Raw genomic sequence first — 16,671 nt, forward strand, 5'->3', positions numbered from 1 at the left:
CCGCCGGCTTGGGGCATTAGCGCTGGACGGGAAGCGACGGAACGCCGGGCAACGGTGGCGCGTTCTCGGGCGCCCCGCCTGCCGCCTGGGCGACGTTCTGACCATCCGACTTTTCCGAGCCCCGATAAACCATCACGGTGCGCGGCATGGGCGGCGCGGCGGCCACGCCAGGCGCGCTCTGCGGCGCGCGGCTTGCGTGCGGCAACGAGCGAACGGCGCGCGAGATGTCGCCGGCCCAGATTGGCGGACGTTCGGTCGACGTCGCGCTGGCTGCCGCGGCGGCGGCGGCCGGATCGCGACTGGCAGTAGCAAACGAGCGCAAGGCGAGCGAGAGACTGCCGAGGCGCGCGGCAACCGCCACGACTTCGCCCATGCGCGGCGTCACTTCGAGCGTGACGGTGCGCGCTCGCGCGCTCATATCGGGTACGTCGCTGCTGGCTTTCGGGCGCTTGATTTCTGAACCGACGGCCAGCACGCGCACATGTTCGACCACCGTTTCGCTCGACACCGCGAGGTCCGGCGAATCGGTGCGGCGGTCCATCTGCTGCGTGAGGATCAGATCGATGTAGTCGCCCGGCTGGATCAGGCCGGCATTGCCGGAGACATCGTCGACGGCTACGGAGACGGCGCGCATCTCGGGCTTGAGCGTCGCGGCGAGAAAGCCCGGCGCGTTCGGCAGAATCACGTCGTCGGCGACGAGTACCGCGCCGCTTTCGACCGGATGGCGCAACAGCGCACCCTTGAGTTCCGGCGCGTTCTGCGCGCCCGACACGACGGCATTGACCGGCACTTCGTTGGCCGGCATCGGTTTCCAGGTGATGTCCTCGTCACGCAGAAGCAAGCCCTGCGGCAAGGCGGCTGCACTGACCAGCACCTTCTCCGTGTTGACGGTGGGCGCGGACGGCTTGCTCGCGCTTGCCACCACCACACGCACGACCAGAGCGATGAGCAGGGCGCCGACGAGAAGAACGGCGAACTTGATGAAGTTGGACATGTGAGTGCCGGCCTAATGCGTCATTAACAAGGGAAGCGCGGCCGGCAGCACGATCACAAGACCGCCGCCGAGCGCCAGCGCCACGCCGTAAGGCACGCCGCGCGCGCCGGAGAACATCGCCAGCGCGCGCATGGGCGACGATGTCTGATCGGCCTTCATGTTGCGGGTGGCGAGACTGACGAGGGACACCACGGTCCCGATCAGCGAGATGAGCGTGAGAGCCGGCAGCGACAGACTGACGCCAGCCCAGAGAAAGATGACGGCCGCGAGTTTCGCATCGCCTCCGCCGAGCATCTTTGCGGCGAAAAGCGCGGCGCAGACCGCGAACACGACACACGCGAGTATCAGATGCGCGATGATCTCGTCGAGCGACAGCTTTCGCAGCAACGCATCGACAAAGAAGAGCGAACCGATCGCAAGCACGATCCCGGTCGGCAGGCGACGCGCACGGACATCGATGACGGCGAGCACCAAGAGCGCGCACAGCACGATGAGACGGATGGCAAGGGATGCGAGCAGCACGATGGACCGGATACCGAGTGAAAGAAAGGGGGAGATCCGCGAGACGCGGATCTCGAATACGTCGTTACTTCTGGGCGGCGGTGACTTTGGTGTTGAGGTACGTGAACCAGCCCGAAACGCTGGTGCTGAACGTGCCTGCCACGGCGACGAGCGCCACGCCGACGATCCCGGCCAGAATCGCGTATTCCATCGCGCTGACGCCACGTTCGTCGCGGATGAATTTCTTGAAGAACTTGGTCATTTTGGTCATTCCTTGTTTTTGCATTGAGTAGGTAGGTGCGGCCCGGCATTAGGGGTACCGGGTACAGCAATCCTAGCTAGAGCCACAAGGAATTACTTCGCCATTTAGAGGCCGGAAATGGCCTTAATTCGACGTTTTAAAATGAATGAACTAGACCGCTGTCGGCAAACGACGCTAGAACTTTATAGAGAGAAATTTTTCTTTTAGCGGGTTTGAAGCGTGTCTTGACAGCGAGCGCGCGACTCTTCGTGTCTTTGTATTTTTTTCAGAAAACGTTTGCCAAGCGTACGGGCTCCGCCTTTACATGCAGGGCTTCGACGGCGTTCGAGGCCGCCGCCGCGACCGATGCCGCTTAATATTCAAGCATCGCTAAAACCGGATATCGCGCTGTAAGGTTAATGCTACAACCATTAATACCTGCTTGTCACGCGCTTTAGCACGTTCTGCAAACTTTTTGTTTAACCTTGAGCGCGACTGTCATCGGGCGCAATATCCCACTATTTCTTTTCCTTGCGTCTGGCATCGTTCGGGAAAATCGGCATGTCGATATCCTTGCTCGCCGAGCGCAAGTCGTCACGCGCTTCCTCCGCCAGTTTTGCATAGCGCTTACGAAAAATGGCCAGGTCTTTCTCGTCGAGTTCTTCGAGGTCGAGTAAAGCGTTATGCGCGTTGTCCACTGCACGGATCAATTCATCGAGCTTGATCTGCATGGCGGCCGTATCGCGGTTCTGGGTGTTCTGGATGAGGAACACCATGAGAAACGTGACGATGGTAGTCGACGTGTTGATGACAAGCTGCCATGTGTCGCTGAAGTGAAAGATCGGCCCGGAGACGGCCCACACGATCACCAGCACGACCGCAATGATGAACGTCGACGCATGTCCCGCCACGCGCGAGAGACCATTCGAGAATTTGAGGAACCAGGAAGACTTCATGTGAGCATCTCTCCGTCGTTATCTTGTGCGCGGTTAGAATACCTTCTGTGAAAGCCAAGCCCACACTCCATTCTGCTATCGACTTCAATGCCGCGTCGGACATCGTGGCGCGGCAGCTGATCGGCGCCATCGTCACTTTCGATGGCGTCGGTGGACGTATCGTCGAAACCGAAGCATACGACCGCGAAGATCCCGCTTCGCATACTTTCTCGGGTCTCACGCCGCGCAACGCGGTCATGTTCGGACCGTCCGCTCATGCTTATGTCTATCGATCCTATGGCATCCACTGGTGTCTGAACTTCGTTTGCCGCGAAGAAGGTCATGGCGCCGGCGTGCTGATTCGCGCCATCGAGCCGCTCGTCGGACTCGATCTCATGCGCGAACGACGCGGGCTCGAACCCATCAAGCTGCTTTGTTCCGGTCCGGGCCGCCTAGCGCAAGCCTTGGGCATCACGCATAAGCAGAACGGCATGTCGCTGCTCGAAGCGCCGTTCTGCGTCGAAGCACCGGACGATGCAGTCGATATTGTGAGCGGGCCGCGCATCGGCATTTCCAAGGCAATGGACGTGCCCTGGCGCTTCGGCCTCGCCGGGTCGAGGTTCGTGAGCAAACCCTTTCCATCCTCTTCTTGAAACATCATCCACTCGATTGAGACGCGCGAGCATCTTTCCGAGCCTGGAGAGCATTCACGCGATTCCCGCAAAGACATACAGTGCATCCATGCCACGACACATGGCAATCAACCAAAAGGAGCACACCATGTCCCGCATTTCCAAAGTCGATGTGAACGAAGCCACGGGTGACACCGCCGAACTCTTCGCCAAGATCAAGAAGGCCGCAGGCCGCGTACCCAATGCGTATGCAACCGTCGGCACGCATAGTCCCGGCGCGCTCGCGGCATCGCTCGCCAATGACGCGACGCTCGCTAAAAGCAGTTTGAGCAAAGCCGATATCGAAGCCGTGAAGCTCGCCGTTAGCGGACAGGCAGGTTGTGATTATTGTGAAGCCGCGCACACGGTCGTCGGCAAGCTGGCCGGTCTCACGCAGGAAGAAACGAAGCAGATTCGCGCGGGTACCGCCACCGGCAACGATAAACGCGATGCGCTCGTGCGTTTCGTGCGCGAAGCCACCGGTTCACGCGGCACGGTGAAAGCCGAAGTGCTCGATGCCGTGCGCGCGGCAGGTTACAGCGACGCGCAAGTGATCGACGCGCTCTTCGCCGCGAGCGTCATCAACTTCACGAATCTCTTCAATCGCGTGAACGACACCACGCTGGACTTCCCCGCGCTGGTTTAACTCTCGCGGCCACCCTTGCCGATCTTGTCGAGCACCGCGCTCACGATATCGATCGGTATGGGGAAGACGATTGTGGTGCTCTTGTCGCTGGCGATCGTCGTCAACGTCTGCAAGTAGCGCAGTTGCATGGCTTGCGGCGCCTGCGCCAGCATCTGAGCCGCTTGCAGAAGTTTCTCGGATGCCTGCAACTCCCCTTCCGCATGAATGATCTTCGCGCGGCGCTCGCGCTCGGCTTCGGCCTGGCGCGCGATGGCGCGGATCATCGTCTCGGCGATATCCACGTCCTTGATCTCGACATTCGATACCTTGATGCCCCAGGCATCGGTCTGGGCATCGAGCACGCGCTGAATGTCGCTGTTCAGGCGCTCGCGTTCCGAAAGCAGATCGTCGAGTTCATGCTTGCCGAGTATCGCGCGCAAGGTGGTCTGCGCGAGCTGACTCGTGGCTTCCAGAAAACGCGCGACCTGAATCACCGCTTTCTCCGGGTCGACGACGCGAAAGTACACCACCGCATTCACCTTCACCGAGATGTTGTCGCGCGTGATGACATCCTGCGGCGGCACGTCGAAGACGACGGTGCGCAGGTCCATCCGCACTACTTGCTGCACCGCCGGAATGATCAGCACGAGCCCCGGCCCCTTCACTTTCCAGAAGCGGCCGAGCGTGAACACGACGCCGCGTTCGTACTCGCGAAAAATGCGCACCGACGAAAGCACGAGAATGATGACGAGCGCAATGACAATGCCGCCAAACCCAAAAGTAAGCCCCATTTTTAATGCCTCGTTAGTGTTGATGCGATTGCCGGTCGCGCTCCAGCGCTTCGACCATGAGCGTCAGTCCGTGCCGCGACAGCACACGCACGAGCGCGCCCTCGCCTGGAAGTTCTCGCGATGAAGCCGTCTGCACGCGCCAGCGTTCACCGTGCACACGCGCCCAGCCACTTGCGGGCGCGGCGCCGGTTGCATCGAGCATCACGCCGATACTGCCTGGCATCGCTTCGCTGCCGCTCACCACGGGCCGCTTGCGCGCCTTCAAGGCGACGCTCGACACGCCGAACACGAAGAGCGCGGCCACGATAGCGAACCCCGTCACGAAGCTCAAGGGCATGCCGAAGGCAGGCACTCCGCTATTGACGAGCATGAGCGCGCCGGTCGAAAACACAATGATTCCGCCGATGCCGAGCGCGCCGAAGGTCGGCAGGAACATTTCCGCGACGAGTAAGCCGAGCCCCAGCACGACGAGACCCAGACCGGCGGAGTCGAGTGGCAAGAACGTGGCCATCAGCGACATATGACTGAGCCACTCGGAAAGATGGGTTTTCATGGGCGACGACCGCCGGGGACGATGCTGCTTTCAGCTTACGCGCGAATTGCGCGCTCAGGGCTGCGTTGTCGTCCGGTCGATGATCTTTTCGACATCGGCGGTCTCGCCTAATTCCGATACGAAGCGCGCTTTGTCGAAATCGCGCGTGACGCAGCCGTCGAGATAGATGAAGCGGCGCTGGATCGTGAGCCACAGGCTGGTGTGCTCGCGCCACTGCAGCGACGCGTTGAGCGCGTTGAGGCGGCGCGTCGTGCTCTCGGCGATTTCCCGGTCGTACGCGTAGCTGTTCGAGAGGCGGCAGCGTCCCGCGATCCAGCAGCTATTGCCGCGCTCGATGCGGTAATGCGCTTCGTCGCGCCATTCCTGTTCGGTTTCGACGGGACCGCGCGGGGTCGGGCAATTCGCGATTGCTTTCGATACTTGCATGAACGGGTCGTCACCGCGATTGACGCGTGCGTCGTCGGCGAGTGCCGCAAGCGTGACGGGCAGCAGGCACGCCAACGCGGTCAGATAGCGCCATCCGGGCGGGACTTTCGATGTCATCGCTCTTTGCTCCCTTGCCAAAAGCATAGCCGGTAGACTGACAGAAGCATCTTCCCGCATCTTTCGCATCTTTTCGAACGGGACCGACATGAAACAGGCACTTCAACATCTGACGGTTGCAACCGGCTCGCGCGGTTTGCACGAAGTCACGCGCGCCATCGACCGCTGGGTCGATCATCAGGATATCCGCACCGGCTTGCTGACCATCTTCTGCAGACACACGTCCGCGTCGCTCTTGATTCAGGAGAACGCCGATCCCGACGTGCGCACGGACCTCGAACGCTATTTCGAAACCGTCGCGCCCGAAGCGCCGGGCCGCTATGTCCACGACGCGGAAGGTCCCGACGACATGCCCGCGCATCTGCGCACCGCGCTCACCACCGTCCAGCTCTCGATTCCGGTCGAAGCGGGCCGCATGGTGCTCGGCACGTGGCAAGGCATATACGTATTCGAGCACCGCACGGCGTCGCATGATCGCGAACTGGTGTTGCATCTGATCGGCGAGTGACCTAATATACGCTCCGCGTACATTCAAGGAGCGACGACCGTGAGCCAGCAACAGACCGTGCTTCGCGACGCCATGCGGCGTCTGAACATGACCCGCGATGCCTTCGCGGCCCGCATCGGCGTGTCGCGGCGTGCGCTGGACACATGGCTTCTGCCGGATGAGTCGCCGGAATCGCGCGCCATGCCGGAGATCGCCGCGCGCTATGTCGGCGAGATTCTGGACGGCATGCCCGAGGGTGGAACATCTACGCAAAGCGTATATCCGTCGATTGCATACGAAGGCCGCCCGCAGCTCGTCTCCATCGATCAGTTCTCGCGTGAATCGGCCGAAGCGCTCTTTCGCACAGCGGACATGATGCAGCCCATCGCGCGGCGCCGCAAAATCACGCGCGTGCTGGAGGGCGCGGTGCTGGCGAACCTGTTCTTCGAGGCGAGCACACGTACCCGCGTGAGTTTCGGCTCGGCGTTCTGTCGGCTCGGTGGCTCGGTGGTCGACACGACCGGCTTCACGTTCTCGTCGATGGCGAAGGGCGAATCCATCTACGACACGAGCCGCGTGATCAGCGGCTATGCGGACGCTATCGTCGTGCGGCATCCCGAGCAAGGCTCCGTCGCGGAGTTCGCGCGTGCGACCAACATTCCCGTGATCAACGCTGGCGACGGCCCCGGCGAGCATCCGAGCCAGGCGCTGCTCGACCTCTACACGATCCAGCGCGAGTTTTCGCGGCTCGGGAAAATAGTCGATGGCGCGCATATCGCGATGGTCGGCGACCTCAAATATGGCCGCACCGTCCATTCGCTTGCCAAGCTGCTCTCGCTTTACAAGGGCCTCAAGTTCACGCTGATTTCGCCGGGTTCGCTGGAAATGCCGGCGCATATCATCGAGCGCATCGCGCGAGGCGATCATGTCATCGAACAGACGAGCGATCTGCGCGCGGGTCTTGCGGGCGCGGATGTCGTCTATGCCACGCGCATTCAGAAAGAGCGCTTCGCGGACGAGTCCATCGAAGGCTATACGCCGGACTTCCAGATCAACCAGGCGCTCGTGAACGAAGCCTGCGGACGCGACACGCTCATCATGCATCCGCTGCCGCGCGACAGCCGTCCCGGCGCGAACGATCTCGCCACCGACCTGAATCACGATCCGCGTCTTGCCATCTTCCGGCAAACCGACAACGGCATTGCAGTCCGCATGGCGATCTTTGCCGTTCTGCTAGGCGTTGAGCATCAGGTGCGGCATTCCATGCGCGACGCGACGTGGAAATCGCCGGCTTCCATCGGCCCGGACGACGCGGTTTTTCAGGGCTTCGATTAATGAGATTTTTACGCGCCGCATCTGTTTCCTGATACGGCGTTGACAAGGCCCCGCGTATGCTTATATCAAGAAAAGACGCGATGGAGCCCGATCATGGATATGACACTTGCGCAGTTTGCCGGCCATCACGGCGGCGCTTGTCAGCGGTTGCGGATCATGGCGCGCGCCCGCATGGCGAACGACGATGCATCTTGCGAGCGCATCCGCCAGTTGTTTCACTCGCCTCTCGGCGTATATGTCAGTCAGGCGCAGCGCGAAGGATGCGCGCTAAGGCTCGAATTCGATGTAGCGAGCGAAGACCTTGCGTTCACATTACGCACTTTGCGACGGGTCATGCCGGAAGCGCGGGTCGAAGGCGTCGGTCCGCGAGTGTTCGCGCATCGAGTGATAAGCCGTGAAGCGCATTGACCCGTTGCCGCGCGACTGACTGGGGAAGTCAGTCGCACATGCAGGACGTCAACGCGGCGGCGCAATCTGCTCGGCGGGTGACTCACTCGGCAGACGATCCGCCCACGGTTTCATCTGTGCGAACCACTCGTCTGAAGGGACGAAGGTGTCGGGGTCCATCTGAATGCCCCGTTCGATCTCCGCCTCCTCTTCCGGCGTATTGCGGTAAAACCTGTACGATGCTCCGCTCATATCTCTCATTCTCCCGGTTATTGGCGCGACGCAAGCTGATGATTCGCAATGCGCCGCCTCGCTGCGTGAACACCACGCAATGTACTTTCCCTTCTATCGGCACGAAGCCGACCTCGCGTACCTCGCCGTAGTCGCGACGAGCGTCTGCGTGACACATCACCTCTCGCCACGCGATTTCCCGCGTACGTTCCAGCGACATGCCATGACGATTGACGTTCGCCGCGTCCTTCTGCGGATCGAACAAGATGTCGATGTGCATTATCGTGACTACATGAAAGAAGTTTGACAAGAGGCGTTCAAGCGGCGTCACAAAATTTTTCTTCGTGATCCGAATGAAACAGCCTGCCTTCATTCTTGCTCTTTCGTCACGGTTTCTCTATAGACCGATCGGCTAACGCGCACGTGTGATCCTGCAGTTCTTCCGACGAAGCCCAGTCACCCGGTTGCACATGATCGTTGAGAAGAAAGAATCCGGGCTTGCCATCGGGCAACCATGCGCCGGCCAGCAACAGCGTCTGGTCGCCCATCGTTTGTCCGCGACGCGCCGCGTAACGCGCGAGCAGCGCAAAAGGATCGGTATGCGTAAGATCCGCGTCGTCGATCCGCATGGCGTCGTACCGATGCCCGCGCAAGCGCACCGGCAACGGCGCCCATTCGCGGCCGATGCCCGGCCCGACTTCGCGCAACGTCTGCGCGACGTCGGACGCGAGGCAGTCGATATGAATATGCAACTGGTTCTGCGTGCGCCCGCTTGCCGAGTTGATTGCAAGCGACACTTGATCGCGTGGCAAGGAGCGGCGTAGTTTGTCATCGACATAACGGCGCGCTCGCCATGCGTCGCGCCAATAATTCGGCGTCTGCGGCTCCAGTATCAAGGGACTTTCGATGCCGCTCACACGCGCCGTCGGAATCAACAGATATTGCGCGACGCCCACGATATCCTTCAGCACCGCGTAGCCGTCCGTGAGGTTTACGTCGGCGCATTTCTGCTTGACCGGCGCGCCCTCGGCGGCGGGCTCGCAATAGTCGTGGACGATTTCCCACAGCGCGTTCGGATTCGCCGCGCGCGCAGTGGAAAGCGTCGTGCAGAAGGCCGTCGTGACGGCGAGAAGGCAAAGCTTGTGGAGGTTTCGCATCGGCATGATTCGGGCAGCGCTGGATAAGAGGACAGCGTGCCGGATTATGCTTGCAAGCGTGTGAACATGCTTCGGATGTGACCAAGCCCCGTGCAGCGTCGAGCCACACGAGGCCGGTTCGAACCACTCAGGCGGCCTTCATCGCCTTATCCCCCGCGCGCTCCACCGGATGCTGCTCCTTCAGCTTGTTCTGCACGCGCGCCGCCTCGAAGTACGACGAATTTGGCGGACGCTTCAGGTATTGACCCGCGCCGCGTACCGCGCGCAAATCGCCATCGGTCCAGGCGAGTTCGCCGCGCGTGAGCGTATGCGTGGCCACGCCTTGCACCGTCATGCCCTCGAACACATTGAAGTCCACCTTCTGATGATGCGTCTTTACGGAAATGGTCCGCGTCGCCGCCGGGTCCCACACGACGAGGTCCGCATCCGAACCCACCTGCACCGCGCCCTTCCTCGGATACAGATTGAAGATCTGCGCCGCGTTGGTCGATGTCACGCGCACGAACTCGTTCGGCGTGAGACGCCCCATGTTCACGCCGTGATGCCACAACACCGACATCCGGTCTTCCACGCCGCCGCAGCCGTTTGGAATCTTCGTGAAGTCCTCTCGCCCCATGGCCTTTTGCGATGCACAGAACACGCAATGATCCGTCGCCGTCGTGTGAAGCTGCCCGGACTGCAGCCCGCGCCACAGCGCCTCGCGATGCTCGCTCGTGCGAAACGGCGGGCTCATCACGTGCGCGGCGGCACGCGTCCAGTCGGGATCGCGATACACCGATTCATCGATCACGAGATGCCCCGGCAGCACTTCGCCGAACACACGCAGGCCATCGCTGCGAGCACGCGCGATGACATCGACGGCATCTTTCGCCGATACATGCACAATGTAGATAGGCACGCCGAGCACCTGCGCGATGCGAATCGCGCGATTGGCCGCCTCGCCCTCCACTTCAGGCGGCCGCGAAAGCGGATGCGCCTCCGGTCCCGTGAAGCCCTTCGCAAGCAGTTGCTTCTGCAACTGGAACACGAGCTCGCCGTTTTCCGCATGCACGGTCGGCAGCGCGCCGAGTTCGAGCGAGCGCGTGAAGCTGTTCACGAGCACTTCGTCATCGGCCATGATCGCGTTCTTGTAGGCCATGAAATGCTTGAAGCTGGAGACGCCGTGCTCATGCACGAGCAGGCCCATGTCGCGATGCACCGATTCGTCCCACCACGTCACCGCGACGTGAAAGCCATAATCCGCCGATGCCTTCTCGGCCCAGCCGCGCCACTCCTTGAACGCTGCCATGAGCGGTTGCTTCGGGCTCGGAATCACGAAATCGATGATGCTCGTCGTGCCGCCCGACAAGCCCGCCGCCGTGCCGGTATAGAAGTCGTCGCTGGCGGTCGTGCCCATGAAAGGCAGTTCCATGTGCGTGTGCGGATCGATCCCGCCGGGCATCACGTACTGTCCGCCCGCGTCGACGATCTTCGTGCCCGCCGGTGCTTCGAGATCCGGCCCGATCGCCAGGATCGTGCCGCCGGACGCGGCGTCGGCGCACAACACATCTGCGCGATAGCTGCGTTCTGGATCGATGATGGTGCCGCCGCGAATCAGGGTTGGCATTGTCTTCTCCTTGCGAATCTTGGGCTTCGAAAATTCCTTCGGACGCTCATGCGCTCAGAACCCCGGCCTGCGGGCTGCCACGCAGCTTCATCCACGAACCATACACGAGCGCGGCCAGCACGAGCCCGACGAACCAGGCATACGTATAAAGCATGTTGAAGAACGCCGGCACGTTCGGGAACGACGCGGGGAACGCCGTATGCAGAAAGCCCGGCAAATTGGGCAGCACGCCGACGAGCAGCGCCACGACCGCCGCGATATTCCAGCCGCCGCTATACGAATATTCGCCGTGTTCATCGAAGAGTTCGCGGTGATCGAGCCGGGTGCCGCGAATCAGAAAGTAATCGACCATCAAAATGCCCGCGACGGGCCCGAGCAACGCCGAGTAACCGACGAGCCAGGTAAAGATATAACCCTGCGTGGTGGCGAGAATTTTCCACGGCATCATGACGATGGCGATCGTCGCCGTGATCATGCCGCCCGCGCGATACGAAATGCCCTTTGGCCAGAGACTCGAAAAATCGTAAGCCGGACCGACGAGATTGGCCGCAAGATTGCAGCACATGGTATCGAGCGTGAGGATGACGAGCGCAACGCCCACGCCGATGCCCGTCATGCGGCTCGTCAGGTCGATCGGGTCCCAGATCGCCTTGCCGTAGATCACGACCGTCGCCGATGTCACCACCACCGAAATCACGGACAACAAGGCCATCGGCGCAGGCAGACCGATGGACTGCCCGATCACCTGATCGCGCTGCGAGCGGGCGAAGCGCGTGAAGTCGGGAATGTTCAGCGCGAGCGTCGCCCAGAAGCCGACCATCGCGGTGAGACCCGGCCAGAACGTCGCCCAGAAGAGTCCTTCCTTCTTGCCACCCGCGACGAACTGCGACGGCGCCGACAACATGTTGCCGATGCCGCCCGCCTTGCTCGTCGCCCACCAGACGAGCGCGATGCACATCAGCACCTTGATCGGCGCGGACCAGCTTTCGAGCCAGCGGATCGAATCGGTACCGTGCACGATGAAGTAAATCTGCAGCGCCCAGAACACGAGGAAGCACGCAAGCTGTCCGGCGGAGATGTCGAGAAGCGGCAGCGCCGCGCCGTGCAGCGCGTTGCCCGTGAGAATGTTGAGCAGCGTGTAGATCGCGCTGCCGCCAAGCCACGTCTGAATGCCATACCAGCCGCACGCGACGACGGCCCGCAACAGCGCCGGTAACTTCGCGCCCTGCGTGCCGAACGACGAGCGCACCAGCACCGCGTAAGGAATGCCGTGCTTCGCCCCCGCGTGACCTATCAGGAGCATCGGCACGAGCACGATCACGTTGCCGAGCAACACCGTCACCACCGCCTGCCACGGCGACATGCCCTGCTCGGTGAGCCCCGCCGCGAGCATGTAGGACGCGATGTTCATCACCATGCCAACCCACAGCGCCGCGAAGTGATACCACTTCCACGTGCGCTGCGCGGGACCCGTTGGCGCGAGGTCGTCGTTATACAGGCTGCTCGCCTGCAAGTTGGCCGCGAAATTCGGATCGACAGATTGCGCTGTCTGCTTCATCGGACGAACTCCTGTTGATCGTTGCAATGACTTCAGGCGGCTTTGGCGGCTTCTTCCGCATCGACACGCGCCGGATTGTTCGGATGCGTGGTCCAGTTCGCGTACTCGCCGGCATCGACGCGTTCCATCGTGATGCATTGCTCGACCGGGCATACGTGCATGCACAGATTGCAGCCGACGCACTCGGCATCGACGACTTCGAAGTGACGCTTGCCGTCCTTCTCCTTGAGAATGGCCTGATGCGACGTGTCCTCGCACGCAATATGGCACAGCCCGCACTTGATGCACTTGTCCTGATCGATGCGCGCCTTGATGTCGTACTTGAGATTGAGGTACTTCCAGTCCGTCACGTTCTGCATCGCGCGCCCGCGAATGTCGTCGAGCGTGGCGTAGCCTTTTTCGTCCATCCAGTTCGAGAGGCCGTCAGCAAGATCGGAGACAATGCGAAACCCGTAGTGCATCGCCGCCGTGCACACCTGCACGCTGCCCGCGCCTAGCACCATGAATTCGGCGGCGTCACGCCAGGTGGAGATTCCGCCGATGCCCGAGATCGGCAAATCGGGCGTTTCGGGGTCGCGCGCGATCTCGGCGACCATGTTGAGCGCAATCGGCTTCACGGCCGGGCCGCAGTAGCCGCCGTGCGTGCCTTTGCCATCGACGGTGGGCATCGGCGCCATCTGGTCGAGGTCGACGGAGACGATCGAATTGATGGTGTTGATGAGCGACACGCCATCCGCGCCACCCTTGAACGCCGCGCGCGACCCCATGCGAATGTCGCTGATATTCGGCGTGAGCTTCACGAGACACGGCAACTGCGTGCCTTCCTTCACCCAGCGCGTGACCATCTCGACATACTCCGGCACTTGCCCGACCGCCGCGCCCATGCCACGCTCGCTCATGCCATGCGGACAGCCGAAGTTGAGTTCGACCGCATCCGCGCCGGTGTCTTCCACCTGCGTGAGAATCCACTTCCAGTCTTTCTCGTTGCACGGCACCATCAGCGAGACGATCAGCGCGCGGTCCGGCCAGTCGCGCTTCACTTGCGCGATCTCTTTCAGGTTGATGTCGAGCGGGCGGTCGGTGATCAGCTCGATGTTGTTCAGGCCCGCCATGCGTTGCCCGTTCCATTGCACGGCGCCATAACGCGAACTGACGTTGACCACATGCGGGTCGAGTCCGAGCGTCTTCCATACGACGCCGCCCCAGCCCGCTTCGAACGCGCGGTTGACGTTATACGCTTTGTCGGTCGGCGGCGCCGATGCAAGCCAGAACGGATTCGGCGATGTAATGCCAGCGATAGTGCAGCGAAGATCGGCCATGTTTTTAGCGGCTCCGTATCGAATGCGTTGCGGGGGTTTTATGCGGCCTTGATCGCCGTGAGTTCGAAGGACGCGCCAATGGACGCCGCCGCAAGCTTGCCGTCCTGCACGGCCTGCACGGTGAGATCGAGTCCTTCGTGGGTCGCGCAGTCGCCGCCGGCCCAGACTTTCGCGAGCGTCGTCTGACGGTTCTCGTCGGTGACGATGCGCCCGCCATCGAGACTCAACAATTCCCGGTCGATACCCACCGGCACGAGCGTCTGCCCGATGGCCTTCAGCACCATGTCCGCTTCGATGATCAAGCGCTCGCCCGCGCGGTCGAACTCCACGCCCGTGACGTGTCCGTCCGCGCCGATCAGACGCACGGGGTTCGCATGCGTCACGATGGTCACGTTGTTGTTCTGCGCGAACTCCTGTTCCGCCCAGGTCGCGCCCATGTTCTCGACGCCGCGCCGGTACGCCATGGTCACCGAGGTCGCGCCGAGCTTGCGGCTTTGCACGGCGGCATCGACAGCCGTATTGCCGCCGCCGATCACCACTACACGCCGCCCGACCGGCACGCTCGCGAGGTCATCGGCCTGACGCACTTGCTCGATAAAATCCACCGCGTTCATCACGCCTTCGAGCGACTCGCCTTCCAGCGCCAGCTCACGCACACCCGCCAGACCGAAGCCGATGAACACCGCGTCGTATTGCTTGCGCAGTTCGTCGAGCGTCACATCGCGGCCGAGCGCCACGCCCGTTTTGATTTCGATACCGCCGATCGAATGCAGCCATTCGATCTCGCGTTGCGCGAAGTCTTCCACCGTCTTGTACGCCGCGATGCCGTATTCGTTGAGACCGCCGGGTTTGGCGCGCGCATCGAAAATGATCGCCTGATGGCCGGCCAGCGCGAGGCGATACGCACACGCAAGTCCCGCCGGTCCCGCGCCGACGATCGCGATTCGTCGTCCCGTTTCCGGCGTGCGCTTGAACAAGGGTTCGCCGCGCGCCATCGCCGAATCGGTTGCATGGCGCTGCAGCGCACCGATTCGCACCGGCTCGTCACCCGGATGGTTGCGTACGCAACTACCTTCGCACAGTATTTCGGTCGGACACACCCGCGAGCACATGCCGCCGAGCGGATTGGCCGAGAGAATATCGACGGCCGCGCCTTTGAGATTGCCGTGACTGATCTTGCGGATGAAGCTCGGAATATCGATCTGCGTGGGACAAGCCTGCACGCATGGCGCGTCATAACAGTAATGACAGCGGCTTGCCGCGGCGGCGGCGGCAGTCGCATCGAGCAAGGGCGCGACATCCGAAAACTCGCATGCGAGTTGTTCCTGCGTGAGCCTGTGGCCCGCAATCTTCATGGTCATACGCGTTCCTTCTTCGATATGAGGACGTAGCGATTCCCGCCGTTCGCGCGGGACGACGCGAACGGCGCTTTGGAAAGTATCGACGAATAGCAGTTAAGAGACGGGTTCCGACGCGCGCTCGAGCATGGCGTGCAAAAGCACGTTCGCGCCCGCTTCGATCCATTCCTGCGAGGCGTCTTCTACTTCGTTATGGCTGATGCCGTCGACGCAAGGAACGAATACCATCGATGTCGGCGCGACTTGCGAGAGGTAGCACGCGTCGTGGCCCGCGCCCGACACCATGTCGCGATGCGAATAGCCGAAGCGTTTGGCTGCCGCGCGCACGGAGTCGACGCACGCGGCATCGAACTTGACGGGTTCGTAGTAGAAGATCTGCTCGAGTTCGGTTGTGAGGCCGATGCCGCCCGCAATGCGCTCGACGCCTTCGCGCAGCGCGGCGTCCATCTTCGCGAGCACGGCGTCGTCGGGATGACGGAAGTCCACGGTGAAGAACACGCGGCCCGGAATCACGTTGCGCGAGTTCGGATAGACCTGCATCATGCCGACCGTGGCGCAGGCGAGCGGCGCGTGATCCAGTCCGATGCGGTTGACGAGATCCACCACGCGCGATGCGCCGAGCAACGCGTCTTTGCGGCGCGGCATGGGCGTCGGGCCCGCATGCGCTTCCTGACCCGTCAGTGTGATCTCGTACCAGCGCTGGCCTTGCGCATCGGTGACGACGCCGATGGTCTTATCCTCGGCTTCGAGAATCGGGCCCTGCTCGATATGCAATTCGAACGCCGCGTGCAGCTTGCGGCCGCCGCACGGAACGTCGCCTGCATAACCAATACGTTCGAGTTCTTCGCCGATGGTCTTGCCATCGACGTCCTTGCGCGACAACCCGTAATCGAGCGAGAACACGCCTGCGAATACGCCCGATGCGACCATCGCCGGCGCGAAGCGGGAGCCTTCTTCGTTGGTCCAGATGACGACCTCGACGGGATGCTCCGTCTCGATCGCGTGATCGTTGAGCGTGCGGATTACTTCGAGGCCGCCGAGCACGCCGTAGATTCCGTCGAAGCGGCCGCCTGTCGGCTGAGAATCGGCGTGAGAGCCCGTCATGACGGGCAGCGCGTCGGGATGACGGCCCGCGCGGCGCATGAACACGTTGCCCATCTGGTCGACGCTCACCGTGCAGCCCGCTTCTTTCGCCCAACTCACGATGAGATCGCGCCCTTCCTTGTCCAGATCGGTCAGCGCGAGCCGGCAGACACCGCCTTTGGGCGTTGCGCCGATCTTCGCCATCGACATCAGGCTATCCCACAGACGTTGACCGTTGACCTTGATGGACGTGTCGAGACCAGCCTCTCTCATTGCATCCGTAACCGCGTTCATGC

Annotated in this window: 18 protein-coding genes and 1 pseudogene; 5 read left to right on the forward strand and 14 right to left on the reverse strand. The window is 61.9% G+C overall.

Annotated features, from left to right (window positions below; all coding sequences use genetic code 11):
• Positions 1-16: 16 nt before the first annotated feature.
• The 4 genes from cpaB to ACYQ47_RS04525 form a co-directional block, all read right to left on the reverse strand.
• On the reverse strand, positions 17-994 hold the full coding sequence (gene cpaB / locus ACYQ47_RS04510) for a Flp pilus assembly protein CpaB (RefSeq protein ID WP_244829393.1): 978 nt from the start codon (positions 992-994) through the stop codon (positions 17-19).
• Positions 995-1,006: 12 nt separating this feature from the next.
• Positions 1,007-1,516, reverse strand: a complete 510-nt coding sequence (locus ACYQ47_RS04515) for an A24 family peptidase (RefSeq protein WP_250467343.1) — start codon at positions 1,514-1,516, stop codon at positions 1,007-1,009.
• 64 nt (positions 1,517-1,580) lie between these two features.
• Positions 1,581-1,757, reverse strand: coding sequence for a Flp family type IVb pilin (locus ACYQ47_RS04520; protein ID WP_244829391.1), 177 nt, complete (start codon positions 1,755-1,757; stop codon positions 1,581-1,583).
• Between the two features lie 497 nt (positions 1,758-2,254).
• Entirely contained in the window at positions 2,255-2,692 is a 438-nt protein-coding gene (locus ACYQ47_RS04525; RefSeq protein ID WP_244829390.1) for a low affinity iron permease family protein, read from the reverse strand.
• A 47-nt stretch (positions 2,693-2,739) separates the two neighbouring features.
• Between ACYQ47_RS04525 and ACYQ47_RS04530 the strand changes: the two genes are divergently transcribed.
• Both ACYQ47_RS04530 and ACYQ47_RS04535 read left to right on the forward strand, forming a co-directional pair.
• Positions 2,740-3,324, forward strand: a complete 585-nt coding sequence (locus tag ACYQ47_RS04530) for a DNA-3-methyladenine glycosylase (protein WP_309848741.1) — start codon at positions 2,740-2,742, stop codon at positions 3,322-3,324.
• A gap of 127 nt (positions 3,325-3,451) precedes the next feature.
• Complete coding sequence (locus tag ACYQ47_RS04535; RefSeq protein ID WP_459904601.1) at positions 3,452-3,988, forward strand: carboxymuconolactone decarboxylase family protein; 537 nt, start codon at positions 3,452-3,454, stop codon at positions 3,986-3,988.
• On the opposite strand, the gene ACYQ47_RS04540 is transcribed toward ACYQ47_RS04535, so the two are convergent.
• The 3 genes and pseudogenes from ACYQ47_RS04540 to ACYQ47_RS04550 all read right to left on the reverse strand — a co-directional run bounded on the left by ACYQ47_RS04540 (position 3,985) and on the right by ACYQ47_RS04550 (position 5,854).
• On the reverse strand, positions 3,985-4,758 hold the full coding sequence (locus tag ACYQ47_RS04540) for a slipin family protein (protein ID WP_244829387.1): 774 nt from the start codon (positions 4,756-4,758) through the stop codon (positions 3,985-3,987). The two genes, ACYQ47_RS04535 and ACYQ47_RS04540, sit on opposite strands and share 4 nt — an antisense overlap.
• Positions 4,759-4,771: 13 nt before the next feature.
• A pseudogene (locus ACYQ47_RS04545) lies at positions 4,772-5,257 on the reverse strand (NfeD family protein); the annotation flags it as partial.
• A 108-nt stretch (positions 5,258-5,365) separates the two neighbouring features.
• The gene (locus ACYQ47_RS04550; RefSeq protein WP_250467345.1) at positions 5,366-5,854 is read right to left on the reverse strand and encodes a BON domain-containing protein; all 489 of its coding nucleotides are present in this window, start codon (positions 5,852-5,854) and stop codon (positions 5,366-5,368) included.
• 88 nt (positions 5,855-5,942) lie between these two features.
• Here ACYQ47_RS04550 and ACYQ47_RS04555 point away from each other — a divergent pair, with 88 nt between their 5' ends.
• The 3 genes from ACYQ47_RS04555 (at position 5,943) to ACYQ47_RS04565 (ending at position 8,084) form a co-directional block, all read left to right on the forward strand.
• Positions 5,943-6,362: a secondary thiamine-phosphate synthase enzyme YjbQ gene (locus ACYQ47_RS04555; protein ID WP_244829385.1), complete on the forward strand. Its 420-nt coding sequence runs from the start codon at positions 5,943-5,945 to the stop codon at positions 6,360-6,362.
• A gap of 72 nt (positions 6,363-6,434) precedes the next feature.
• Entirely contained in the window at positions 6,435-7,676 is a 1,242-nt protein-coding gene (locus tag ACYQ47_RS04560) for an aspartate carbamoyltransferase (protein WP_244829687.1), read from the forward strand.
• A gap of 93 nt (positions 7,677-7,769) precedes the next feature.
• Entirely contained in the window at positions 7,770-8,084 is a 315-nt protein-coding gene (locus ACYQ47_RS04565; RefSeq protein ID WP_244829384.1) for a hypothetical protein, read from the forward strand.
• A gap of 82 nt (positions 8,085-8,166) precedes the next feature.
• Here the strand turns inward: ACYQ47_RS04565 and ACYQ47_RS04570 are convergent, their stop codons facing one another.
• The 7 genes from ACYQ47_RS04570 to ACYQ47_RS04600 form a co-directional block, all read right to left on the reverse strand.
• Complete coding sequence (locus tag ACYQ47_RS04570) at positions 8,167-8,667, reverse strand: BrnT family toxin (RefSeq protein WP_459904603.1); 501 nt, start codon at positions 8,665-8,667, stop codon at positions 8,167-8,169.
• A 13-nt stretch (positions 8,668-8,680) separates the two neighbouring features.
• Positions 8,681-9,451 (reverse strand): CDP-diacylglycerol diphosphatase, encoded by a 771-nt coding sequence (locus ACYQ47_RS04575; protein ID WP_459904604.1) that lies wholly within the window; start codon positions 9,449-9,451, stop codon positions 8,681-8,683.
• 127 nt (positions 9,452-9,578) lie between these two features.
• Entirely contained in the window at positions 9,579-11,057 is a 1,479-nt protein-coding gene (gene hydA / locus ACYQ47_RS04580) for a dihydropyrimidinase (RefSeq protein WP_310393540.1), read from the reverse strand.
• Between the two features lie 46 nt (positions 11,058-11,103).
• Positions 11,104-12,615, reverse strand: coding sequence for an NCS1 family nucleobase:cation symporter-1 (locus ACYQ47_RS04585; protein ID WP_459904605.1), 1,512 nt, complete (start codon positions 12,613-12,615; stop codon positions 11,104-11,106).
• Positions 12,616-12,647: 32 nt separating this feature from the next.
• A complete protein-coding gene (gene preA / locus ACYQ47_RS04590; RefSeq protein WP_459904606.1) occupies positions 12,648-13,934 on the reverse strand; it encodes an NAD-dependent dihydropyrimidine dehydrogenase subunit PreA in 1,287 nt (428 codons plus the stop codon).
• A gap of 38 nt (positions 13,935-13,972) precedes the next feature.
• A complete protein-coding gene (locus tag ACYQ47_RS04595; RefSeq protein WP_459904607.1) occupies positions 13,973-15,295 on the reverse strand; it encodes an NAD(P)-dependent oxidoreductase in 1,323 nt (440 codons plus the stop codon).
• A gap of 93 nt (positions 15,296-15,388) precedes the next feature.
• The gene (locus tag ACYQ47_RS04600; protein WP_459904608.1) at positions 15,389-16,669 is read right to left on the reverse strand and encodes an allantoate amidohydrolase; all 1,281 of its coding nucleotides are present in this window, start codon (positions 16,667-16,669) and stop codon (positions 15,389-15,391) included.
• Positions 16,670-16,671 lie beyond the last annotated feature (2 nt).

The sequence above is a fragment of the Caballeronia sp. HLA56 genome (assembly GCF_054655155.1).

Coding starts and splice junctions, on each gene's coding strand:
- cpaB (WP_244829393.1), bottom strand. CDS start 994: ATGTCCAACTTCATCAAGTTCGCCGTTCTTCTCGTCGGCGCCCTGCTC.
- ACYQ47_RS04520 (WP_244829391.1), bottom strand. CDS start 1,757: ATGACCAAGTTCTTCAAGAAATTCATCCGCGACGAACGTGGCGTCAGC.
- ACYQ47_RS04525 (WP_244829390.1), bottom strand. CDS start 2,692: ATGAAGTCTTCCTGGTTCCTCAAATTCTCGAATGGTCTCTCGCGCGTG.
- ACYQ47_RS04535 (WP_459904601.1), top strand. CDS start 3,452: ATGTCCCGCATTTCCAAAGTCGATGTGAACGAAGCCACGGGTGACACC.
- ACYQ47_RS04540 (WP_244829387.1), bottom strand. CDS start 4,758: ATGGGGCTTACTTTTGGGTTTGGCGGCATTGTCATTGCGCTCGTCATC.
- ACYQ47_RS04550 (WP_250467345.1), bottom strand. CDS start 5,854: ATGACATCGAAAGTCCCGCCCGGATGGCGCTATCTGACCGCGTTGGCG.
- ACYQ47_RS04555 (WP_244829385.1), top strand. CDS start 5,943: ATGAAACAGGCACTTCAACATCTGACGGTTGCAACCGGCTCGCGCGGT.
- ACYQ47_RS04560 (WP_244829687.1), top strand. CDS start 6,435: ATGCGGCGTCTGAACATGACCCGCGATGCCTTCGCGGCCCGCATCGGC.
- ACYQ47_RS04565 (WP_244829384.1), top strand. CDS start 7,770: ATGGATATGACACTTGCGCAGTTTGCCGGCCATCACGGCGGCGCTTGT.
- ACYQ47_RS04570 (WP_459904603.1), bottom strand. CDS start 8,667: ATGAAGGCAGGCTGTTTCATTCGGATCACGAAGAAAAATTTTGTGACG.
- ACYQ47_RS04575 (WP_459904604.1), bottom strand. CDS start 9,451: ATGCGAAACCTCCACAAGCTTTGCCTTCTCGCCGTCACGACGGCCTTC.
- hydA (WP_310393540.1), bottom strand. CDS start 11,057: ATGCCAACCCTGATTCGCGGCGGCACCATCATCGATCCAGAACGCAGC.
- ACYQ47_RS04585 (WP_459904605.1), bottom strand. CDS start 12,615: ATGAAGCAGACAGCGCAATCTGTCGATCCGAATTTCGCGGCCAACTTG.
- preA (WP_459904606.1), bottom strand. CDS start 13,934: ATGGCCGATCTTCGCTGCACTATCGCTGGCATTACATCGCCGAATCCG.
- ACYQ47_RS04595 (WP_459904607.1), bottom strand. CDS start 15,295: ATGACCATGAAGATTGCGGGCCACAGGCTCACGCAGGAACAACTCGCA.
- ACYQ47_RS04600 (WP_459904608.1), bottom strand. CDS start 16,669: ATGAACGCGGTTACGGATGCAATGAGAGAGGCTGGTCTCGACACGTCC.